The sequence below is a fragment of the Bartonella sp. W8122 genome (assembly GCF_016102485.1).
GTDB lineage: Bacteria > Pseudomonadota > Alphaproteobacteria > Rhizobiales > Rhizobiaceae > Bartonella > Bartonella apihabitans.
The window spans coordinates 987,036-1,008,091 of sequence record NZ_JACFOO010000001.1; the positions used below are offsets into that span (position 1 = coordinate 987,036).

Below are 21,056 nucleotides of genomic sequence, written 5' to 3' on the forward strand. Positions count from 1 at the left end.
ATTGAGCTGTTGTTTAGCAGAACTGGCCTATCCGTTCAACCTTTCAGAAAACATAATTTCAGAAGATTAATCTTCATTACAACATCCGGTTTTACCGGAATTGAAGGTTGAAGTGGGAATAAACAGCATGCAGAATTTTGAAGAATATAATTTAAAACATGTGGGTAAAAATGCAGCTGTTAAACTGCGAGGGTAAAAATGCATGGGTAAAAGTGTGCGGGTTAAGAAAATATGCGCTATCACGATCAAACTTTTTATCCATGCAGAAATTATCATTCCATCCCATAGACGGCCACGGCTTAGGAGGCCAAGTTAGGGGTCATGGCTTAGGTGGTCAAGTTGGACGAAGCAGGATTGAAGTCAACCTTAATCACAAAAATAGGCCCATTGCAGAAGTGCCTGACGCTGGCGCGGACGACAGAAAAAATCACCGGGGTCACAGTTTTTCCTAAGCTGGGCGACATGGCGGCGCATCTGTTTCCAACGTTTGATCTGCCGCTCGTCTTCGCCTTCGATACGACGACCCGAATAATAACGGCAATACCACTGGAACCAGCCGCGCGGGTCATTGTCATAAATCCAGCCTTTAGCCTTCCAATAGCAAAGCGGTTTTCCGGCCAATACACCATAATAATTCATGTCCGCCTGTTTGCCTTCAGGCGATAATTTCGCGTTCTGAAACCAGTTTGACGGAAATTCATTTTTGCAATCGGTCATATATTTTCCGCCGAAAACCCCCATTTCCAACATTTTCTTAGGGGGTAACTGCGGTTCAAAATCTGCTGAAAAGTTTTTTCCCTCTTCACACACGCGTTCATAGCGATAGCCATGTTGCATTTTGTCGTTAACCTCTACCCATAAAGACATGGAATATTGCCCCATTGTTTGAACAAATAAACGAATAGTTATGTCGGAAGATAAAAAGTCCAGTGTTTGGATAAGAAAAGAATGAACGGGGTCGTTGCATTCACGACAATTGAGGTTTTCGGTTTTTCAACCGGAACGGGCTTCAAGGATTATTCCCCATCGCATGGATGAAGAACAATCCCTCCTCAAACTCAGAATTTAATTCTTAAACCTACTGTGCCGCCAAAGCTATAATTATCGCTGATATTTTTGAAAGCACCGCGTATATTTGTTTCGCCATAGAGTGACCAATTATCATTATTCCAATTATAACTGCCACCCAACCCAAGTCCGGCCTGAAAATCTTCATTTTCATTCCGAAACGAAGTGCCGGAAACATCCACTTTCGTTCCATCAAGAAACTCGTAGTAAAGGTTGCCTATGCCATATAGGAGTGTGCGACGCCGGTCTCCGCTATCGGATATCCACGTTTTATCTCTGCTGAAAGCGACACCGGCACGGCCTTCCAGACTGTCACCATCTTTCAGAGACACTTTTGTGCTTAAGCCATCGCGAAAACTGTCAAAATCTATTGACGAATAAGAAAGTTGGATTTGCGGTGTTATATCCCATGTTTCCGTCAATTTTAATCGATGACCGGCCTCTGCCGAAAGAGCGTAGCCGAAACCGTTTTCGTTTTTCGTATCCGAACGGGTAAAATTCTTGGAATTGAAATCGGTTTCATACCAGGTGGCTTGCGATTGTAAATCGACATAGCTGCCATTGAAGCCATACCATGTGGCTGCAGCCCCTATACCATACCCTTCCGCCTCGACTTTGCCATGCCCGTCATCGGACCGCACAGACGCTTCTGCACGACCGAAATGACCACTCAAAGATCCAATCAGGATTCCGTTGGCATTTTCGACGAGTGCACCATCAATCCCGCTTTGCATGCGCCATAGATCAAGATCATAATGTTCATCTGTCGGCGAATGTGAGGGGGTTACTTTGCCTGTGCTTCCCTCCATGCGGCCCCAAAAACCGCTATGTTCAATAAGCGTTGAGGCTTGATCGGAAAGATGAACTTCATTTACCATATTATCGGTTCCATCCGTCCAAAAGCGGTTACCAACTCGTTGCTGCAAGGTCGACAAACGATTGAGACTTGTGAGCACCTGAGGATAAGCTTCATAAAGCGGGACTGACGGGCCGTAATAAGGTTTTGAGGGCAAGGTTCCTCCACCTGTATCACCGCCGCCAGTGCCACTATTTCCTTCACCCGCGTCGTCGGTGTCTTCCGGCGAACGAAGATACCAGTCATAGGTGAATTCATCGTCCCCATAAACATCGCGGTTACCGGATTTTTTTGCCGCTCCACGCTTGAGCAAATAGGCATAAGCAGTGTCGGAACCGGCAACGGCCATGATACCGTCATCACGTTGATATCCACGTCCCCAGCCGCTACCGATAACAAAGCTGTCTTCTCCGGTTGTTGCGCCATTGATTGCGTCAACGACTTTTATGCCCTCATATGCGGTTTTTTTACTTAACCTGCCGACAATTAAATCATCGATATAAACTTTCGTTTTTCCCGAAGCGGTTCCGCCGTCAATGACAAGCCGGTCAGAAGCGGCGCCGTCGCCATTAAGATCGCTGTTAAGGCGAATTCCACCATTGTTTCCGATATAATCACCTTTGACAATCAGTTTGTCTATAATATTGTCATTACTCCTGCTTCCCATATCGATTATACCGCCATTGGTAAGACTAACCTTCGAGGAAGCTCTTAACGCGCTTTCGCTAAAGATGGTGGGAGCAGAGTTATTTCCTTGATAATCATTGTGGTTGATAGCCAATACGCTATTGTTTTCAATGATGAAATCAAGATTATCTTTACTTTTTATATCGTCGGTTAATGTGAGTTTTGCGCCGTCGGCAAGTTTTATTTTCCTCCAATTATCGCCGAAGTTGACACCCCGTGCGAGATCATCGGCAGTAAATGAACCACCTTTAATAATACTACGAGAAAGGGTAAGTTCTTTGTCGTTTCCATTGCCGGCCAATGCATGTTTGAAGTTACCGGTATCAGCTATATTGGCAATGGTCGCCTGATCACCGTCTCCTCCGCCCATATCAAATCCGCCAGACCAAGTGCCGCCCGACCATATGAGATTATCTTTTCCGTCGCCAGCATGTACAAGCCCCCGCACCTCGGACAAAGGATTTGTAAAAACAAGTGTATCGCCATTCTGACTGCCTTTGACGGCCAGCACATCATCGGCTTTTGCAAGTAAACGCCCGCTATTGATAAATTTGGTTCCGTCAGGCGAATTTGATGACCTATTCGTTAAATTGACCAACAGGGCATTTTCAGTATCGGATTGGATTGTTCCGGCATTTTCAGATAATGAAGAGGTTCCTGCCAACCAGCCGGAGCCGGTGGCATTATTATCCATCGTCACAGTTGCATAGTTTTTTACAATTCCTGTTGTATTGGTGCGTATACCGGTTGCGTTCCTGGTGACATTGATTGTGTAACCAGACCCTATAATGGCATTGGAATTTAAAATAGGGCCATTCAATTGTGCATTGCGGAAATCATAGCCAATACCGTTGGCTGCGACATTGATTGTCACCGTGGAAGCACGTAATGTTTCACTTTCATCAACGTAACCTGTTACAAGACCGACTGCTGTGCGTATACCGGAGCCGCTCCCTCCCACATTGATAACAGAGCCGTTGAAAGCTATAGCTGCCGCAAAATCAGGCTCTGTCGAACTAATATTATTCTCAACTCCGTTCCCTGTACCGGCTCCGACCGTTATCTTGTCACCGCCCAATATTATCCCTTTGGCATCCGAATTTAACAAAACACCGTGGGCGCTTCCGAAGACATTGATTTCCCCCTGATTTCCGGAAGCATTTACAAAAGCGTTTTTCTCGAGGTAAATACCGGCTATTCCATCATTAACAGTTATCTTGCCGGTGTTAACAATGTTTGCCTGCGTGTCTCTGCCGGCCAATCCTTCAATATGGAGTCCGATTCCATTGGCGACGCTAATATTTTCATAATTTTCCAGACGCCCACCTTCAATCACATGGATTCCGGTAGCATTAGTGCCGTTTGTCATGTCAATGGTGCCGCGATTGACCAGAAGGGCACTGTTGCGCGTGATGAAACCGGTCACGTTTTTGGCGTTGGTTGTGATATCCGCATAATTGGTGAGTTTTGTTGAACTATATTCTTCATTTGTATAGCTTGAATCGATCAAATGGTAACGGCCGTCCACGATGCCGCCAATTGCTCCCTCTCCGGTAAGATAAATTTTACGTTCAAGTTGATCTTCAGCACTGATTTGGCCTATGGCACCACCATTAATAAAAACAGCAGTAGCTCCCTTCTTATTAACGGTAAGATGAGCATCTCTGGTTTCGATCGTTGTTTGGCGCCCATTGATATCTGCGCCGGAACCTTCAATAATGACGCTATCTTCTCCGGATGCCGTCAAATTCTCGCCATGTCCATAAAAGCTGGCACCTCCATCCATCCGGAATAGATTGGATTGATCCGCATTCACTTCCATGTTCCTGGCGCTATTTTCAATCTGGCTTCCTGCGCCATAGACATAAAACGCGATTTGTCGCTTACCCGTTACAAAAGTCGGATTTGCATTTTCTGTTACGCTTGCATAACCGCCGTCACGAACGTAAACCCCTACAGCACCATCACCGGTAAGGTCGATGGAACCATCAATAAAAGCCCTTGCACGGTGCGTGTCATCAGGATGTCCTTCGACCCATACGCCGTAATTGCGTATCAATTTGTCAGTTTGTGCGGAGCTCGAAACAACCACATGACTGGTGCTGGTCAATGTTGCGGTTGCATCATTAATACCTGTTTGTTGCACTTTTGTTGAAAGAACGTAAACACCAACACCATTAATCCCGTTCAGTTTGATCGTTCCATTATTGATGACATTATTGATAATATTGTTGCCGTTTTTTACGATTGTACCGTTGTTTACAACCTTCATCCCGTAGTTGCGTGCCGTAGCGCTGCCATTCGTCGGGACTGCTGCACCATTTATCTCTATCGTACCATTATTGACCAGTTTGAGAGCGTGATAGTCTTCAGCTTCAATCGGGATATCGGCAGCCATAGCGGCCGCGTTTTGCATGTTTTTACCGATAATGATGGAGCCATTATTTGTCGCTGTTGCATTACTTGAAGCCATAATGCCGTAAAATTGGGTATTATTGGCGTTCGTTGTATCACTCACAATATCGGTATTGCTATATTGAGCGGCCCTGCCGATATAAATAGTTCCCGAAGAATTGTTGGTGAAACTTGAATAAAGCGAGTCTATGGCAACTCCGGCAACTTTTCCCGGCAGGCCGTCATTGTTAACGCCAACATTGATAATGCCGTCATTCGTTGCAATACCGGAGTTATGAAGATAAATTCCGTTGCTATATGCAGTTGATTGTTCATTCGAACGGCTGACAGCAACATTTATTATTCCTGCATTATGAAATGTGCCACCGTAAAATGCCTCTACAGCCGAACCTGAATAAAATTCTTTGTCATTTTGACTATTATTGACGTTTGTCTCATGTACAACCGATTCGCGAAATCCGGAATTGATGACACCGTAATTGTTGCCAGTCGTATGAGTGCTGTTCTCGTCGTTAGGGTCGCGGTTTGAACCCAGAATAACAGCAGAATTTCCGCGTGCCGAAACAATTCCGCCTTTTTCGATTAAAACTTCACTCCCCCCTTCTGCAACGAGTGCTCCCGACATTGTTGCCGGGTCAAAGCCGACATCAATTTGACCTGTCGAAGTAACAACAATTTTTCCCCCGTTACTCGCATACATAGCACGGGTATTGCCTTGATCTTCGAAAATTTTATCATTGTCAGGTATTGTGGATCCAAGACTTGTTATAGGCACTGATATGAATGTCGGTTGTGCAGCAGCGAATGCATTATCGTAAGCCTGTTGGGTTTTTAGGTCGGGAAACCTCTTATCTTGCAAAGCGTTGACGAGTTCCCGATTGTAGGCTTTTAGCTCCTCGACATTTCTAATTACACGGGTTGTTCCATCATACCCGGTGAATGAATAAGGAAAAACAGGAACTGAAATTTCACGGACAATGGCATCTTTGTTTAAAGTATAAGCGCGGGATTCAAATGAATTTTTCGATGCCCAGTTTACAACACTGCCTTCTCCATCTGCCCATGTCAAATTCGAATTCTTAAGAGCGAGATAAACAGTTTTTTTGGGGTTTAAAAAACCGTTTCCTTTAAAATTTTCCAGATCAACGGTTAACTCTCCGCCACTTTCAGCTTTGCCGAAACCGGCGCTAATATATTGATTATCATCAACTTGTTCAGGCGTCAGATATTTCGCATCCCCCCAGTCGGAAACTTCGAAAGACTGATCCGGATAAACATTTACGGTGGAAACTTGTCCGCCACTATCAGTTATCGTCGTGATTTCATTCTTGGCTCCCATTGAAAGACGGGTTTTGCCATTTGTACTGCTATCAAGATCTCCAAGCCGGTTCAGTTCTTCACTTACACCGCGTTTTCCCTGTGCAAGCGAGGAAAGATCGCCTTTGATGTCAAGTTTGTTTCCGGCTCCGGAAACCAGCGCTGCGCCTACATAGTTATCACTTTTTTGCGGATTGAATGTTTCACTTGTAACAGTGCATGTATTATCAATAGCTGCCTCTCCGCCCGACCAGTTGGAACCAACATTGCAAACCGAATTCGCATAAAGAGGAAAAGTGCCAGAATAGAATGAAAACCCAGCGGTGCCGCAAATGATGATGGCTTTAAAAGAAAAGGAGGTATATTTCTTTTTACGGCTACGAAACTTTATCATCAACAGTTCCTTCATTATACAGTCTGACTGGAACAGTGTTTTGATTGAATTTTTTATTTCCAGATACTTAGACGCTCATACTAAAGTGGGTATTGGAAATGCGTCCCGGATGGATAGATATTGAATGTTCATTACGGATTGTGAAACTTGAAATAGACGTATCACAAATTCGGCTTTTCCTAAAAAACCGTAATTTTTATATATTTTACGAATTCAATATTCAATAAAATGAACCAAAATATCAAAGTTTTAAACAAGATTAAAAGGGATAAGGTAAGAGAATTATTTTAAGAAATAACGAAAGAGCAAGCCTCAAAATTCAAAAACATAGAGTGTTTGACGTAAAAAATGCCCGTTCCACAGTGCAAAAGATAGAAGCAAAATGCCCGTCATTGATGATATACTCATCGTCAATGAAAAAACTTCGGCAACTTGTCGCCTATATCCATATTGGCAGTAGTTTTCCAATAGATTGATAGCGATGCTCCGCTATTTTTCTCAGAGATCGATTGTTACTTCGAAACCTTGTGAGCTTCCGGTTCTTGGAGACCGATAGGTAATTTTGATCGGCATAGTTTTCTCCAAAGCTTCAACAATAGACAAGCCAAGGCCGGAGCCTTCTTTATGATTGTCTCCACGGTAGAAACGTTGGCTCAACAATTTCAGTTTGGAAAGGGGAACAACAGGGCAATCATTGGATATGATAATATTGTCCCGATTGATTGTTATATCGACAGATGAACCTTCCGAACTATAATTCAATGCGTTTTCAAGTAAATTGCGCACAATAACGCCGAAAGCATCTCCATTAAGATGTTTGTCGAGAACATCGGTATTATAGTGTGTGACAAGTCTTCCCTTTGTCAGATTGGCACGGTTGAAATCCTCAACCACGGCATCAATAAAGGGGATGAGATCGACAAGTTTTTCACTCGTTCCGAGTTGGGTGTCTGCACGAGCAAGCTGAAGCAGTTTTTCACTCAAACGACGTAAACGTTGTAGAGCATTTTCCACTTCTTTTGCTCTTCTATGATAACGTTTGGGGGTTTCTTCGATAAGAACCTGTGTATGCGCCAAAGCCGCCGCTATAGGTGTTCGTATTTCATGCGCACTATTAGATGTGAAAGATCGTTCTGCCTCAAGCGCCGATTTCAATTTCTCCAAAAGACTATTGACCGAACCGATAATGGGCTGAAATTCTTCCGGCATGGATTGCGAGCGTATGGCCTGCATATTGCCCGTGTCTTTTTTGGCAATCGTTTCACTCAATTTCTTTATCGGACGCAATTGGTTGCGAACAATAAAACCGATTGCAAGCATACTGAGCGGGATGAGAAGTAAAGCAGGTATGAGCATTGCCGTCATAGCCTCGCGGGCGGCTTCCCGCCTTTCGGAAAGTCGGTCGGCAACCTGAATGAGATAATCGCCATCCTGACTGACGAGGGAATAGACCCGCCATTTTTTTGTTTTAAAAAAACCGGTTTTGAGAGGTACTCCATAGGGATTAGCAGGCGCATCTTCCGAACGCATGACCATTTTTCCATCGCGGTCAAGGACCTGATATGTTGTGTATTCCGCCGGTGTCGAGTGATTGTCTGTTCTAACGAGAAGGTCGGAATCTTTGTCATTGTCGCGCACATCTTCCAAAGCGAGAGGAAGAAGACGCTCGGCGGTTACCTGCAGTGTGCCATCGAAAGATTCCCCATATTCCTCATACATGACAAAAGCTGCCATGAGACAAGCAATAACCCAGAAAACCAGATTGGCACAGGTCGCTGAAACGATAACCCGCCGTGTGAGACTTTTCTCCTTCTGCTTGAAATTCAACATAGACTATACCCGCGACCATGATGTGTCTTGATGCGGTCTTTACCGATTTTCTTGCGTAAACGACTTATATAGACTTCAACTGTATTGCTTTCGACTTCCGAACCGAATGCATAGATTGTATCTTCAATCTGTGCTTTGGTGACAAGCATATTCGGGTGGCTCGCCATATGTTCGATAATGGCCCATTCACGGGAACTTAACTCGACTTCTTTATCGTCAATAAAAATCCGTTTATTTTCCATATCGAGGGTCATAGAGCCGATTTTTATTTCCGATTTTGAAAGACCATTTGTTCTGCGGGCGACAGCACCAATTCGGGCGGTGAGTTCATAAAGGTCGAACGGTTTGACAATATAATCATCAGCACCGCTATTCAGACCTTCTATCCGTTCGCTAATCTGGTCGTGCGCGGTCAATATTACCACAGGCGACGTTAAATTTTTCGTTCGGATATTTTTCAGAAAATCCAGTCCGCTTCCATCCGGTAGACGTAAATCAAGCAATATAAAATCATAACGCGTGGTCGAAACGGCTGCATAGGCATCTTCAAGATTTTCCGCCCAGTCGATCGCGTTGTTCTGGTTAACGAGGTGGTCACGCACCGCGCGTCCGAGCGATTTGTCATCTTCAATCAGCAATACGCGCATGTTTTATTTTTCCAAGGCTATCTGACTGGATTGGCATGATCTGAAGAGATCAAGCCGGTCATCCTTTAATGTTGTTTTAACATTCATCATGGTCAAGACGGAAGGGAAAAGATTGTCATGTGACATTTGTTTAGATTCGGCATCTTTGCGTATACATCCCAAATCGAGGTTCATCGTCTTTGCAAAGGGCGAGGACATCCACAAAATAAATGGAATATGTGTCTGCTCTTTCGGTGCAATCGAATAAGGCATACCGTGTAAATATAAACCGTTTTCGCCCAGAGATTCGCCATGGTCGGACATATAGATCATAGCAGAATCGAATTTGCCCGCGCGCTGGTTTAACGCATCGATAATCTGGCTTAAAAAATAATCGGTATAGAGAATAGTGTTGTCATAAGCATTGCGGATTTCTTCCGGCTTGCACTCGCTGAAGACAGTCTTTCTGCAGTCTGGCCGAAAATGTCTGAATTTTTCCGGATAACGTTCGAAATAGGCAGGACCGTGGCTACCTAATTGGTGGATAAACAACACGCTGTCATGGTCAATATTATCAAGCCATTGCCCGAGTTTTTCGAGCATTATGCCGTCCTGACATTCGCCTTCAATGCAGAATTCGGGATCTTTAAGCCCATAGAAAGATACGTTGTTGACGCGGTCTGCAACACCTTTGCTACCGGTGTTATTTTCCCACCATTCGACGTTAATTCCGGCGTTTTTCAAAATATCCGGAAGACTATTGGTTGATATAGCGCGAGCTATCGAGAATTCCTTGCGAGGAAAGGGTGAAAACATGCATGGAAGCGATTGTGCTGTCGCGGTACCACATGAAGTGGTGTTCGGGAAATAGATTATATCCCGCTTTTTTAATTCCGGATTGGTTTCTTTATCATAGCCTTGCAGCGAAAAATCCTCTGCCCGTGCTGTTTCGCCGGCAACCACAATGGTAACGCGCGGACGATTGTTTTGCGGTTCGAATGGCACTACTTTGGCATCAAGCCCTACTTGTTTGAAAACACGTATTTTCGCATGTTCCCTGCGGGTCACATATTTTACAGCATGACCGATAGGAAGAATAGGGTTGACAATACGCACTATTTCATTGTGCTCGCGTAATGTTGAAATCAACTGACGTGATGTAATCAACGTGCAAAAAACGGCGATCAACAAGCAGGGGACAATAATCGAGAGATTGACAAGTACCTTCTTTACGAGTGGAAAATGTTTGATTTTTATCCACAATATAAGCAAGCAAGGAACAATGCCGGTTAATACAAGATGGAGGAAAAATGCAGGTGTAAGCAGGTTGGACGCTTCTGCCGAAGTGGTCTCTACAGCATTGGCAATCATATCGCGGTCGATAATTGTTCCGAATTCATCCGTAAACCAGCTTGCGATACTTCCTACCATAATGAAAATTATAAAAACCGGCTTGATAAGATATTTAACCGAAAAAGTTACCGTGAGTGCAATAAACAAACAGGCAACACCGACAGCAATTGCCATAATCGGCGCAAAATCATAATTGAAGGCCTGTAAAACATGTTGCCAGAACGTGCGGTTAAAAATCAGAAGCATGTAAAATGCAACGATAATTGATAGAGCCACGCTACTGATTGCAGGGCGATATTTCAAAATGGTGCGAAACATGTGTCACCTCACAACATGAGCGGGATAGGAATAGGAAAAAGACGTTCTGATAGAAAACGGTTTGACATATTCGGCCGGAAATTTTTCGCATTTGCCGTTTTTGTCAGACCATTCTTTCAGTTTTTCCATTTCACTTTGTGTAATGGACAGATCATTTTGGAAGGTCTTAAGTTTTTTCAAGCGTTCGAAAAGTCTTTCCGAATAATGTTCGTCAACTTCCACGGCACTAACACTATGGACACCGCAAATGACGCGGCTTTCAGCAAAACTGCGCGCACGGGTGAAAATGGCTGCGCGTCTTTCAGGGAAAAATTCAACCAGTAAGCGTGCAACTGTCCATCCTTCCATGGCGTGACCGGACGGATAATCGTAACCTGAAGGTCTCGCGCAAGAAGCGCCTCCATAAGCGATATAAGGACGAGGAATCTTGAATTCTTTCTTGGATTGTCGTGTCAGTCTTTCTGCGTCTTCATCGATTTTGGTAAAAAGCTTGACAAAATTCGGCATATTTTTCGGGTCTAATTGGTGGCCCGTCGCGCAGCTAAAGCTTTGAATAAGCTCTGCTTGAGTTGCTTTAGCGTCGTTTATTGCCTGTTTCCAACGTGCACTGCCTGTATAGTTACGGGTTTTCAAAAAAATTTTTTCATCGCGTTGTTGCTCGGCACTTCCAAAGGGAGGAGGGGTGACGTCAAGCATCATCCGTTGCTCGCCATAACGGTTCAGATAGCCGTTCCCGCTCAAATAATAACCACTGCAAAACAATGTTGCACAGCCAAGAACGGCAATTGTCAGTTTTCGAGTTTTGCGCATTCGCAGAATCCTTGTTTGATCTGCTATCTAAGCGCTAAAACTGACAGTATCCTGAATGGCAAAAAAACTTTGGATTGAAAAAATGGAAAGGCTCGATCCCCCGAGATGGCCGTAATTCCGGATATTTTTCAAAAAAATGAGCGAAATTCGGTCATTTTATCCGATTTTATCTCTTAAAGAATTTCATTTATTTGCGAGCTTTTGTCGATTTTAGAAAAAAGACAAATTGTTAGCGAATTTCATAAGGACAAGAAAACGGCGCATTTTATGAGATTAACGAAAGTTCCAGAAAACGCCGTAGCGGTTTTCCAAGCTGTCATAGAGGCAATATTATTCGGACCGGTATTTTCATTATCTTGTTACAATCGAATAATCGTTTCCTTTCTTTCTTGAATATTCATCATCTTTTGCCTAACACATTCAATATAACGCCATGGAGAGACGGGAAATGCAGAACAGTTCACTGAAAAAAGGCCTGAGCAAGCGGCATGTGTTTTTTATAGCTCTTGGTTCTGCTATCGGCACGGGATTATTTTATGGCTCGGCCGGAGCCATTAAAGTAGCAGGTCCCAGTGTCCTTCTGGCTTATTGCATTTCAGGTGTTATGGCTTTCATGGTCATGCGGGCGCTGGGTGAAATGGTTCTTCACAATCCACTTCCCGGTTCATTTGGCCGTTATGCCTCCAATTATATGAACCCGTTTTCCGGTTTTCTTACTGGCTGGACCTATGTTTTTGAAATGGTACTCGTTTGTCTTGCTGACATTACCGCTTTTGCAACTTATATGGGGTTCTGGTTTCCCGAGGTTTCGCCTTGGTTATGGACGCTCGGTATCACTCTTGTCATAACCGGTTTGAACCTCACCGCTGTCAAAATTTATGGTGAAATGGAATTTTGGCTATCCGTCGTCAAAATCGGAGCCATTATAGCCATGATCATTGCCGGTTTCGGAATTATGTTATTCGGCTTCGGTACAGCAACACATGAAGCAACCGGTATTCATAATCTTTGGAGCAATGGCGGCTTTATGCCAAATGGCTGGGAAGGTTTTATTGCTTCTTTCAGTGTGGTTGTGTTCGCTTTCGGTGGAATTGAAATTATCGGCCTTATGGCTGTCGAAGTGAAAGATGCCGACCGGAATATTCCAAAGGCAATCAATGCTATTCCATTCCGTATCCTGTTTTTCTATGTAGCAACGCTTGCTATTTTGATGTCGCTTTATCCCTGGAACAAGATTGGCCTTGAAGGCAGCCCGTTTGTTACGATTTTTGAAAGTCTTGGCATCAAATATGCGGCCAATATCCTCAATATTGTTGTGATAACTGCTGCAATTTCTGCCATCAACAGCGACTTATACGGTGCGGGCCGCATGTTGCATGGCCTTGCCGAAGATGGTCATGCCCCCAAAAAACTCAATTTTGTTTCAAAAAACGGAATTCCGGTGTTGTCGGTTTTAGCAATGTTCTGTGTGTTGGTTATTGGCGTGGTGCTCAATTATTTTGTCCATGACAAACTGTTTTTCCTGATCGCTGCTATGGCAACATTTGCGACAGTCTTTGTCTGGCTGATGATTTTGCTTTCACAAGTTTGTATGCGACTTAAAATGTCAAAAGCCGAACAGAAAAACTTGCGTTATCAAATTCCGTTCTGGCCGGTTGGTCCAATCATTGCTATTCTTTTCATGATTTTTATCATTGTGCTTCTCGGATTTTTTGAAGATACAGCACCTGCACTCGTCGTCGGTATCATATGGATTGTGGTAATGTTTGTCTGCTATTTTGTTATGAAGCGGACAGGGAATGAAGCAAAACATGCCAATTTGAAATAACCTTCAAAACTTGAAGCAGTTTCCAAACTACCAAGAAGTCTTTTTGTAAGGTGTAAGGGCAAAGAGGAAAATTCGATGGCCAAAAGATTTATCGGGTAGAAAACGGTTTTTGGCATATTCCCTTTCGGAAAGGGGAATGGGGCTTTTGTGCGCGAAAGTGAGCGAGAGTCGCAAAAAGTCGAAATTGTGCCGTTCCATTGCTTCAAAACGTCTTGAAGATGCTTGTATGGTCGGCCCCTTGTTGAAAGTCCCTCGATTTGAAAGCCTATAGGGTAACAAAAGGACCGGCTTTGAAATAGCGGGAACCGATCATTCGAACGATTGGCGATCATCAAAACAGAGCAGAAAAGTTAAACAGACTATAGCAAACGGCTTTAGATCAAATAGACCGGTAAATCTCGGATTTATAACGCGATATTATTTGCTTCGGCATAATTCATCAGCCAGGATCGCAATGTTGCCGTTGTTGTTTTTTCCAGTTCGGCGAGCAATGCTTTTTGTAAATCTCCGATATCAAGCCTGAGCAACATGGCCTTGATTGGACCGATGGCTGACGGGGTCATGGAAATGCGGGTAAAGCCAAGTCCCAAAAGTGCCAAAGCAAGCAATGGTTTACCGGCCATTTCACCGCAGAGGGTCACCGGCGTGTTATTGCGCTCACCTGCTTCGATAATTTTGCGTAAAGCACGTAAGAACGGGGCAGAAAGTTGATCAAAACGATGGGCTATCTCAGAATTTCCCCGATCAATTGCCATCATAAATTGAAAAAGATCATTGGAGCCGACGGAAACAAAGTCAACAACACGCATGAGTTCATCAAGCTGGAACAAGAGCGCCGGTACTTCTACCATAGCCCCCAATTTCAGCCGCGTTGGCATTGCATGACCAAAACGCGTAAGATAAGCAACCTCCCGATCGATAAGTTTGCGCGTGTGGTATATTTCGCCGACCTCGGTCACCATTGGCAGCATGACACGTAATTCCCGTCCGCCGGAGGCTTTCAGCAAAGCGCGCAATTGCGTTCTCATCAATGCCGGTTTGTCAAGTGTCAGGCGGATAGCGCGCCAGCCGAGGGCAGGGTTTTCTTCTTTCCCTTTGCTGCGGAAATAGGGCAACACCTTGTCTCCACCGATATCGAGCGTCCGGAAAGTAACCGGCTTGTCGCCAATTTCCTTATAGACATTGCGATAGAGTTTTTCCTGTTCGTGGGCGCGAGGAAATGTCGAGGCAATCATGAACTGTAATTCAGTGCGGAAAAGGCCAATGCCTTCCGCTCCCGATTCATCAAGTTGTGGTAGATCGACGAGGAGACCGGCATTGATGAGCAAGGTAATGTGGCGGCCATCCTTGGTATTGGCCGGCACATCCCGCAAATCACGATAGAGTTTTTGTTTACGGGCACGAAACCGCGCTTTTTCAACAAAAGCACTTTCAACATCCGCTATAGGGCGCAGGTAAACTTTGCCATCATCACCGTCAATTATCACAGGGTCGCCATTTTCCGATAGAGACACGACCCCTTTGACTTGCCCCACAACCGGTATTGACATGGCACGCGCAACAATAGCTACGTGGCTTGTAGAGGCCCCATCTTCCAATACAAGGCCACGAATACGTTCCCGCGGATAATCCAATAATTCGGCCGCCCCCATCGAGCGGGCGACAATAATTGAATCTGTCGGTAAATCGGCATTGATTGTTTCGCGCGTGCGCCCCATCAATTGATAAAGCAGGCGATTGGCGAGATCGTCAAAGTCTGACAATCGTTCACGCAAATAGGGATCCGTCAGGTGAACCATGCGTGCACGTGTATCACTTTGAACTTTTTCAACTGCCGCTTCCGCAGTCAAACCGTTTTTGATTGCTTCTTCAAGCCGCCTTATCCAGCCGCGGTCATTGGCAAACATACGATAGGTTTCAAGAATTTCGCGGTGTTCGCCTTCACTTGCTACATCACTTCTTGAAAGCATGTCATCGATTGATAGACGTAACGAGTTGATTGCTTTTGTGAGCTTCTCGATTTCCGCATTGCTATTTTCATTGAAGAGGTTGGTCACGACAAGTCGCGGTTCATGAAGAACAATATGACCAAGGCCGATGCCCTCGTTGAGTGACTGGCCAACAAGCGTGAACGGGCGGCGCATGTCAACATCGACATTGGGACGGGTAAGCCTCGGTAGATCACCTGCTGCAACCATTTCTGCAAGAACCATGGCAACTGTTTCGAGGGCTTCGACTTCCTCGTCACTATAACCACGCTTATTGCGGTTCTGGACAACAAGAACACCCAAGGTGCGACCGGCGCGTAAGATTGGAACACCGAGAAATGACGAATAGATTTCTTCACCCGTTTCGGGAAGATAGGCGAATGCCGGATGTTTTCTTGCGTCTGTCAGATTGAGCGGACGGGCAGTGGCTGCAATGGTTCCCACCAGACCTTGCCCCAAACGTAATTCCGAAAGGTGGACAGCACCGGGATTAAGGCCTTCTGTCGCATAAAGTTCCAACATATTGTCGGAACGCAAAACATAGAACGAGCAAACCTCTGCGTCCATATTGCGCGCGATTTCACGAACAATAAGGTCAAGTCGTTCTTGTGAGTCCATGGCGCGTGCCATAAACTCGCGTAGCCGCTTCAGAATAACTTTGGGGCCTACATGGGTCTCCCGCATAATTTATCATATCTCCCGTTATGATAGTTAAGTCTCATGCTCATGATAGTTAAAGGTCAACCCGCTTTATTATTCCCAAGACAAACCGGTAGGTTCATCCCTTAGCCTTTATCCAAGCCATATACCGTATGTAAGGTTCGTACAGCCAATTCGGTATAGGCATTGTCGATCAAAATTGAAATCTTGATTTCAGATGTCGTGATCGCCCGGATATTGATACCTTTTTCAGCCAATGCTTTGAACGCTGTTGCAGCAACACCAGCATGACTACGCATACCTATGCCGATGATTGAAACCTTTGCGAGATCTGTTTCCGACTGGATAACATCAAAGCCGATTTCTTTTTTGTTGGCTTCGAGGGTTGCAACAGCTTTGTCAATGTCGGTTGCCGGTACAGTAAATGTCATGTCGGTCTTGGAACCGTCTTCCGAAATATTCTGTACGATCATATCGACATTAACATGTTCCTCGGCCAATGGTCCGAATATTGCTGCCGAAATACCCGGTCGATCTGCCAAACGGCGTAAAGAAATTTGTGCCTCTTCTTTGGCAAAAGCAATGCCTGTGACAACCTGTTGTTCCACGATTTCATCCTCGTCGCAAATGAGTGTTCCGGGTGGATTGATAGGGTCCCCCATGCCCGGAGCATCGGGATCCTCGAAACTCGAACGCACAAATGTGCGTACTTTATGAACCATTGCAAGTTCGACCGAGCGCACCTGCAAAACTTTGGCACCAAGAGAAGCCATTTCCAGCATTTCCTCGAATGCTACTTTCGGCAGACGACGCGCTTTGGGGTCAATTCGCGGGTCTGTCGTATAGACCCCGTCAACATCGGTATAGATATCGCATCTATCCGCTTTGACGGCGGCAGCTATCGCAACCGCGCTGGTATCCGACCCGCCACGGCCGAGTGTGGTAATGCGTTTATCAGGTCCGATGCCTTGAAAACCCGCAATGACAGCAACTTGTCCTTCTTTGAAACGCTGGATTAATTGCGAACCGTCGATTTTTGTAATGCGTGCAGCACCGTGAGCATTATCTGTCTCTATCGGAATTTGCCAACCGAGCCATGAGCGCGCATTGATTCCCATGGACTGCAGGGTAATAGCCAGAAGTCCGGCGGTTACCTGTTCACCCGAGGCGACAACGACATCATATTCGCGGGCGTCATGCATCGGGGAGGCTTCACGTGTCCAGCCGACGAGCTCGTTTGTTTTACCAGCCATTGCCGAGACAACGACAGCAACTTCATTGCCAGCATCAACTTCACGTTTGACGTGGCGCGCAACATTTTTGATGCGCTCGATATTGGCGACTGAAGTTCCACCGAATTTCATGACTATGCGCGCCATTTAAACAACTCTTGCCTCTAATTTTTTAAACTGTTCCAACGCCGAGCCTTGTAGGCCTTTTGGCTATGCTGACATAGCCAATATTGAGAATTTACGCAAGACTGACATATTTACTTGTTTGTCTCTTGACTTTGCCCCATTTAAGACAGAACTCATATATGTAATCTTATAGGAGAGCCCCCTATGGCAGAAGCCCAACGTACCACGATAGATCAGGCAGAAGTAGATCATTTTTCGCGCATTGCCGCAGAATGGTGGAATCCGCAAGGAAAATTCCGCCCTCTCCATAAATTCAATCCGGCACGCCTTTCCTATATCAAGGAAAAGGTTTGTGAGGCTTTCGACCGCGATCCCAAGGATGCCGAACCTTTAAAAGGAATACGTTTTCTTGATATTGGTTGTGGTGGTGGACTTCTTTGTGAACCGATGGCGCGTCTTGGTGCCGATGTCGTGGGTGCCGATGCTTCAACCACCAATATAGAAGTGGCAAAACTTCACGCGACTCAATCAGGCTTGACTATAGATTACCGTGCTACAACAGCCGAAGATTTGGCAAAAGCCGGAGAACAATTCGACGTTGTTCTCAATATGGAAGTGGTCGAACATGTTTCCGATGTTGATCTCTTCATGTCAGAAAGTGCCAGAATGGTCAAACCCCAAGGCCTTATGTTTGTTGCAACACTGAACCGAACACTAAAATCGTGGGGACTGGCTATTATCGGAGCTGAATATATTTTACGGTGGTTACCGAAAGGAACACACGATTATAACAAGTTTCTGACGCCCGACGAAATTACAGAAAAGCTGAATACTGCCGGCCTTACAGTGATAGACAAATTGGGCATTACCTATAATCCCTTCAAGGATAGCTGGAACCGGTCGAAAGATACGGATGTCAACTATATGTTGTTGGCCCGCCGGCTGAAATAAGCATAAAATTTGGAAATAACCGGATATTTGCCGGAAGATCAGTTTTCATCTTCCGGCAATGGTGCAAGCGGCATGACCGGAATGCCGTCATCGACGAGTGAAGAGACCTCTTCCGAACTTGCCTCGCCATAGATGGGGCGTTCTTTAACTTCCTTGAAATGAATGCGCCTTGCTTCCTCGGCAAAATGGTCACCGACATATTCGGCATTTTTGCGCACTTGGCGGGTAAGTTTGCGCATTTCTTCAATTATTCTTTTTTGCTCTTGATTGAGCCCCATTCCGACCTGTCCATGTTTTCTGGAAGTAGAAACTGCAGGAGCCATCAATGTTTTATCTATGACGTTTGAGTCGCAAACAGGACAGTGAATGAGGCCGGTTTTTTTCTGATATAAAAAATCATCATTATTCCGGAACCAACCGTCGAATTCATGAGCGTGATCACAATGAAGCGAAAAACGGATCATTATTTTTCGCCGGAAAGAAGTGTGTCGAGCTTGCCGCTTCTTTCAAGCTCATAAAGATCATCGCAACCGCCAATATGTCTTTCACCAATAAAAATTTGCGGGAAAGTATTGCGGCCATGTGCACGTTTCACCATTTCTGCGCGTCTTTCACCGGAACCGTCAATTTCTTCATACTGAACGTTTTTTGATTGCAACAATTCCATAGCACTCTCGCAATAAGGACAGTGAGGACGGGTGTAAATCGTTACATGCGGCATTTTCTTCTCCATTGTCGCTATATAAGTGCCTTTCGATTTTTCCTCAAGAGGTCGGATCTTCATATAATTCCGGCAATACGCGTGAAAAGGTAAGGACATCAACACTTTTGGCTTCTCCTCGCAGAAGTGCCTTTGTTGCCGAGCGGACAGTCGAACCGGTTGTAAAGACATCATCCACAAGCAGAACGTGTTTGTCTTTGATTTTCGCTTTTTCCTTTTCCGGAACAAGGAATGCGCCGATCATATTCCGTTGACGGGCTTTCCTGAGAAGTCCCACTTGCTGGCGGGTGTTCTTTCTCCGTCTGAGAAGAAATGGTTGCAACGGTTTTCCGCTTCTTTTGGCAATATGGCGGGAAAGCTCTGTAGCCTGATTATATGTACGTTTTAAAAAACGGCGGTAATGCAAAGGAATAGGCACAATGACATCGGCGTCATCAAGAAGTTCCTTGCCCGCAATGATCATCCATTCGGCCATGGACGGTGCAAGATCTGTCCGGTCTCCATATTTAAGCCGTGCAACAAGGTTGCGAGCAAGTCCGAAATGGGCAACGGCCGAGCGCGCACGTTGAAACGGGGGAGGTGACTGCAAAGCTTCCCCACTTAAAAAACCTTCTCCGGGATCGTAAGTGAATGGCGTTCCCATAACGGGGCAATAAGGCTTGGTTATAAAGTGTAATTTCTGCCAGCATTCTGCGCATATAGTACCGCTTTTTTCGACAAAAGCACCACATCCCGGACATGTTGGAGGAAACAGCACATTCATGACATGTTCCCCGAATTTTACCAAAGTTTTCCGATCAAGATATTGTGCCTTTAACAATCTTTTTGACCTTTTTAGATAAATGACTGCATTTGCAATGAAAATTCCCGGGATATTGTTAAAACGACCTGTTTGGGTTTATTCTGATCAATGATTACGGACGGGTCCGTCAATCTTTCCAGAATAATTGATGACGGCTAAAACACGCTATAGCAGATAATGACAGATTTTCTTATTTTTGACCAGAATAGAATTGAACAGTTCCGAAGCCGCGCTTTTAATCGTTACGGTAATAAAGGCGATTTTTTACTCAGACGTATTACCGAGGAATTACAGGAAAGGTTGCAGACGGTTGACCGGAAGTTCAGTCATGCTGTAGACCTTTTCGGCCATACCGGAGCAGGAGCCGAAGCACTCGTCAATTCGGGAAAAGTTTCTAGTGTCGATAGTGTTGAAAGTGACGACCGTTATACGAATGGCAAACACGCTTTTTTGCGGCGTGATCGGGAAATTATAGATTTGCCGGCCGGGGCTTATGATCTTGCTATTTCGCTTTTGTCACTTAGCATAACGAATGACGTTCCAGGAGTACTGACCCAGATTCGCAACAGTTTGAAACCGGATGGCCTTTTTCTGGGGGTTATGGCCGGAGCGGGGACATTAGGCGAATTACGGGAATCTATGCTTGAAGCTGAAAATGAACTTTACGGCGGAGCCAGTCCGAGGATTTACCCGTTCGTTGATATTAGGGATGCCGGAGCCTTGCTTCAAAGAGCCGGTTTTGCAATGCCGGTGAGCGACGTGGAAAATTTGACTGTCCGTTATGATACGGTTTTTCATCTTATTGATGATTTGCGTGCTATGGGGATGCAGAATGCGCTGATCGGTCGTTCCCATCGTCCGGTAAGCAGGGGATTTTTTCAGCGTGTTGCCGAAATTTATGCGGACCGTTTTAGCGATAATGATGGCCGTATCCGTGCAAGTTTTTCATTTATCTGGCTTTCGGGGTGGGCTCCGGATAAAAGCCAGCAAAAACCGGCTCGTCCGGGAACAGCAACAATATCTCTTGTTGATGTTCTGGGAGATAAATCGGCCCATTGATAGCGCATTCGATAA

14 protein-coding genes are annotated in these 21,056 nt (G+C 45.1%); 3 read left to right on the forward strand and 11 right to left on the reverse strand.

Features of this window, described 5'->3' with window-relative positions:
- Positions 1 to 366 precede the first annotated feature (366 nt).
- The 6 genes from H3S83_RS04365 to H3S83_RS04390 all read right to left on the reverse strand — a co-directional run bounded on the left by H3S83_RS04365 (position 367) and on the right by H3S83_RS04390 (position 11,674).
- A complete protein-coding gene (locus tag H3S83_RS04365) occupies positions 367 to 867 on the reverse strand; it encodes a hypothetical protein (RefSeq protein WP_198239017.1) in 501 nt (166 codons plus the stop codon).
- A 191-nt stretch (positions 868 to 1,058) separates the two neighbouring features.
- Positions 1,059 to 6,737 (reverse strand): autotransporter outer membrane beta-barrel domain-containing protein, encoded by a 5,679-nt coding sequence (locus H3S83_RS04370; protein WP_198239018.1) that lies wholly within the window; start codon positions 6,735 to 6,737, stop codon positions 1,059 to 1,061.
- Positions 6,738 to 7,235: 498 nt separating this feature from the next.
- Positions 7,236 to 8,567 (reverse strand): ATP-binding protein, encoded by a 1,332-nt coding sequence (locus H3S83_RS04375; RefSeq protein WP_078039177.1) that lies wholly within the window; start codon positions 8,565 to 8,567, stop codon positions 7,236 to 7,238.
- Positions 8,561 to 9,214, reverse strand: coding sequence for a response regulator transcription factor (locus H3S83_RS04380; RefSeq protein ID WP_077970662.1), 654 nt, complete (start codon positions 9,212 to 9,214; stop codon positions 8,561 to 8,563). The genes H3S83_RS04375 and H3S83_RS04380 overlap by 7 nt, the downstream gene beginning before the upstream one ends.
- Positions 9,215 to 9,217: 3 nt before the next feature.
- Positions 9,218 to 10,864: a phosphoethanolamine transferase gene (locus tag H3S83_RS04385; protein ID WP_198225158.1), complete on the reverse strand. Its 1,647-nt coding sequence runs from the start codon at positions 10,862 to 10,864 to the stop codon at positions 9,218 to 9,220.
- Between the two features lie 3 nt (positions 10,865 to 10,867).
- Positions 10,868 to 11,674: a phosphatase PAP2 family protein gene (locus H3S83_RS04390; RefSeq protein WP_078039179.1), complete on the reverse strand. Its 807-nt coding sequence runs from the start codon at positions 11,672 to 11,674 to the stop codon at positions 10,868 to 10,870.
- 448 nt (positions 11,675 to 12,122) lie between these two features.
- On the opposite strand from H3S83_RS04390, the gene H3S83_RS04395 reads away from it, so the two are divergent.
- Positions 12,123 to 13,502 (forward strand): amino acid permease, encoded by a 1,380-nt coding sequence (locus tag H3S83_RS04395; protein WP_198239019.1) that lies wholly within the window; start codon positions 12,123 to 12,125, stop codon positions 13,500 to 13,502.
- 404 nt (positions 13,503 to 13,906) lie between these two features.
- Here H3S83_RS04395 and ptsP read toward each other — a convergent pair whose 3' ends face one another.
- Both ptsP and H3S83_RS04405 read right to left on the reverse strand, forming a co-directional pair.
- Complete coding sequence (ptsP, locus tag H3S83_RS04400; RefSeq protein WP_198239020.1) at positions 13,907 to 16,174, reverse strand: phosphoenolpyruvate--protein phosphotransferase; 2,268 nt, start codon at positions 16,172 to 16,174, stop codon at positions 13,907 to 13,909.
- A gap of 101 nt (positions 16,175 to 16,275) precedes the next feature.
- The gene (locus H3S83_RS04405; protein ID WP_077970667.1) at positions 16,276 to 17,529 is read right to left on the reverse strand and encodes an aspartate kinase; all 1,254 of its coding nucleotides are present in this window, start codon (positions 17,527 to 17,529) and stop codon (positions 16,276 to 16,278) included.
- Positions 17,530 to 17,712: 183 nt separating this feature from the next.
- Here H3S83_RS04405 and ubiG point away from each other — a divergent pair, with 183 nt between their 5' ends.
- Positions 17,713 to 18,459, forward strand: a complete 747-nt coding sequence (gene ubiG / locus H3S83_RS04410; protein WP_077970668.1) for a bifunctional 2-polyprenyl-6-hydroxyphenol methylase/3-demethylubiquinol 3-O-methyltransferase UbiG — start codon at positions 17,713 to 17,715, stop codon at positions 18,457 to 18,459.
- Positions 18,460 to 18,497: 38 nt separating this feature from the next.
- On the opposite strand, the gene H3S83_RS04415 is transcribed toward ubiG, so the two are convergent.
- The 3 genes from H3S83_RS04415 to H3S83_RS04425 are packed head-to-tail and all read right to left on the reverse strand — an operon-like array spanning position 18,498 to position 19,943.
- Positions 18,498 to 18,923, reverse strand: coding sequence for a DUF1178 family protein (locus H3S83_RS04415; RefSeq protein ID WP_198239021.1), 426 nt, complete (start codon positions 18,921 to 18,923; stop codon positions 18,498 to 18,500).
- The gene (gene grxC / locus H3S83_RS04420; protein WP_198239659.1) at positions 18,923 to 19,180 is read right to left on the reverse strand and encodes a glutaredoxin 3; all 258 of its coding nucleotides are present in this window, start codon (positions 19,178 to 19,180) and stop codon (positions 18,923 to 18,925) included. Before grxC ends, H3S83_RS04415 begins: the two co-directional genes overlap by 1 nt.
- A gap of 43 nt (positions 19,181 to 19,223) precedes the next feature.
- The gene (locus H3S83_RS04425; RefSeq protein WP_198239660.1) at positions 19,224 to 19,943 is read right to left on the reverse strand and encodes a ComF family protein; all 720 of its coding nucleotides are present in this window, start codon (positions 19,941 to 19,943) and stop codon (positions 19,224 to 19,226) included.
- Positions 19,944 to 20,159: 216 nt separating this feature from the next.
- Between H3S83_RS04425 and H3S83_RS04430 the strand changes: the two genes are divergently transcribed.
- Entirely contained in the window at positions 20,160 to 21,041 is an 882-nt protein-coding gene (locus tag H3S83_RS04430) for a methyltransferase domain-containing protein (RefSeq protein WP_198239022.1), read from the forward strand.
- The last annotated feature ends 15 nt before the right edge of the window (positions 21,042 to 21,056 follow it).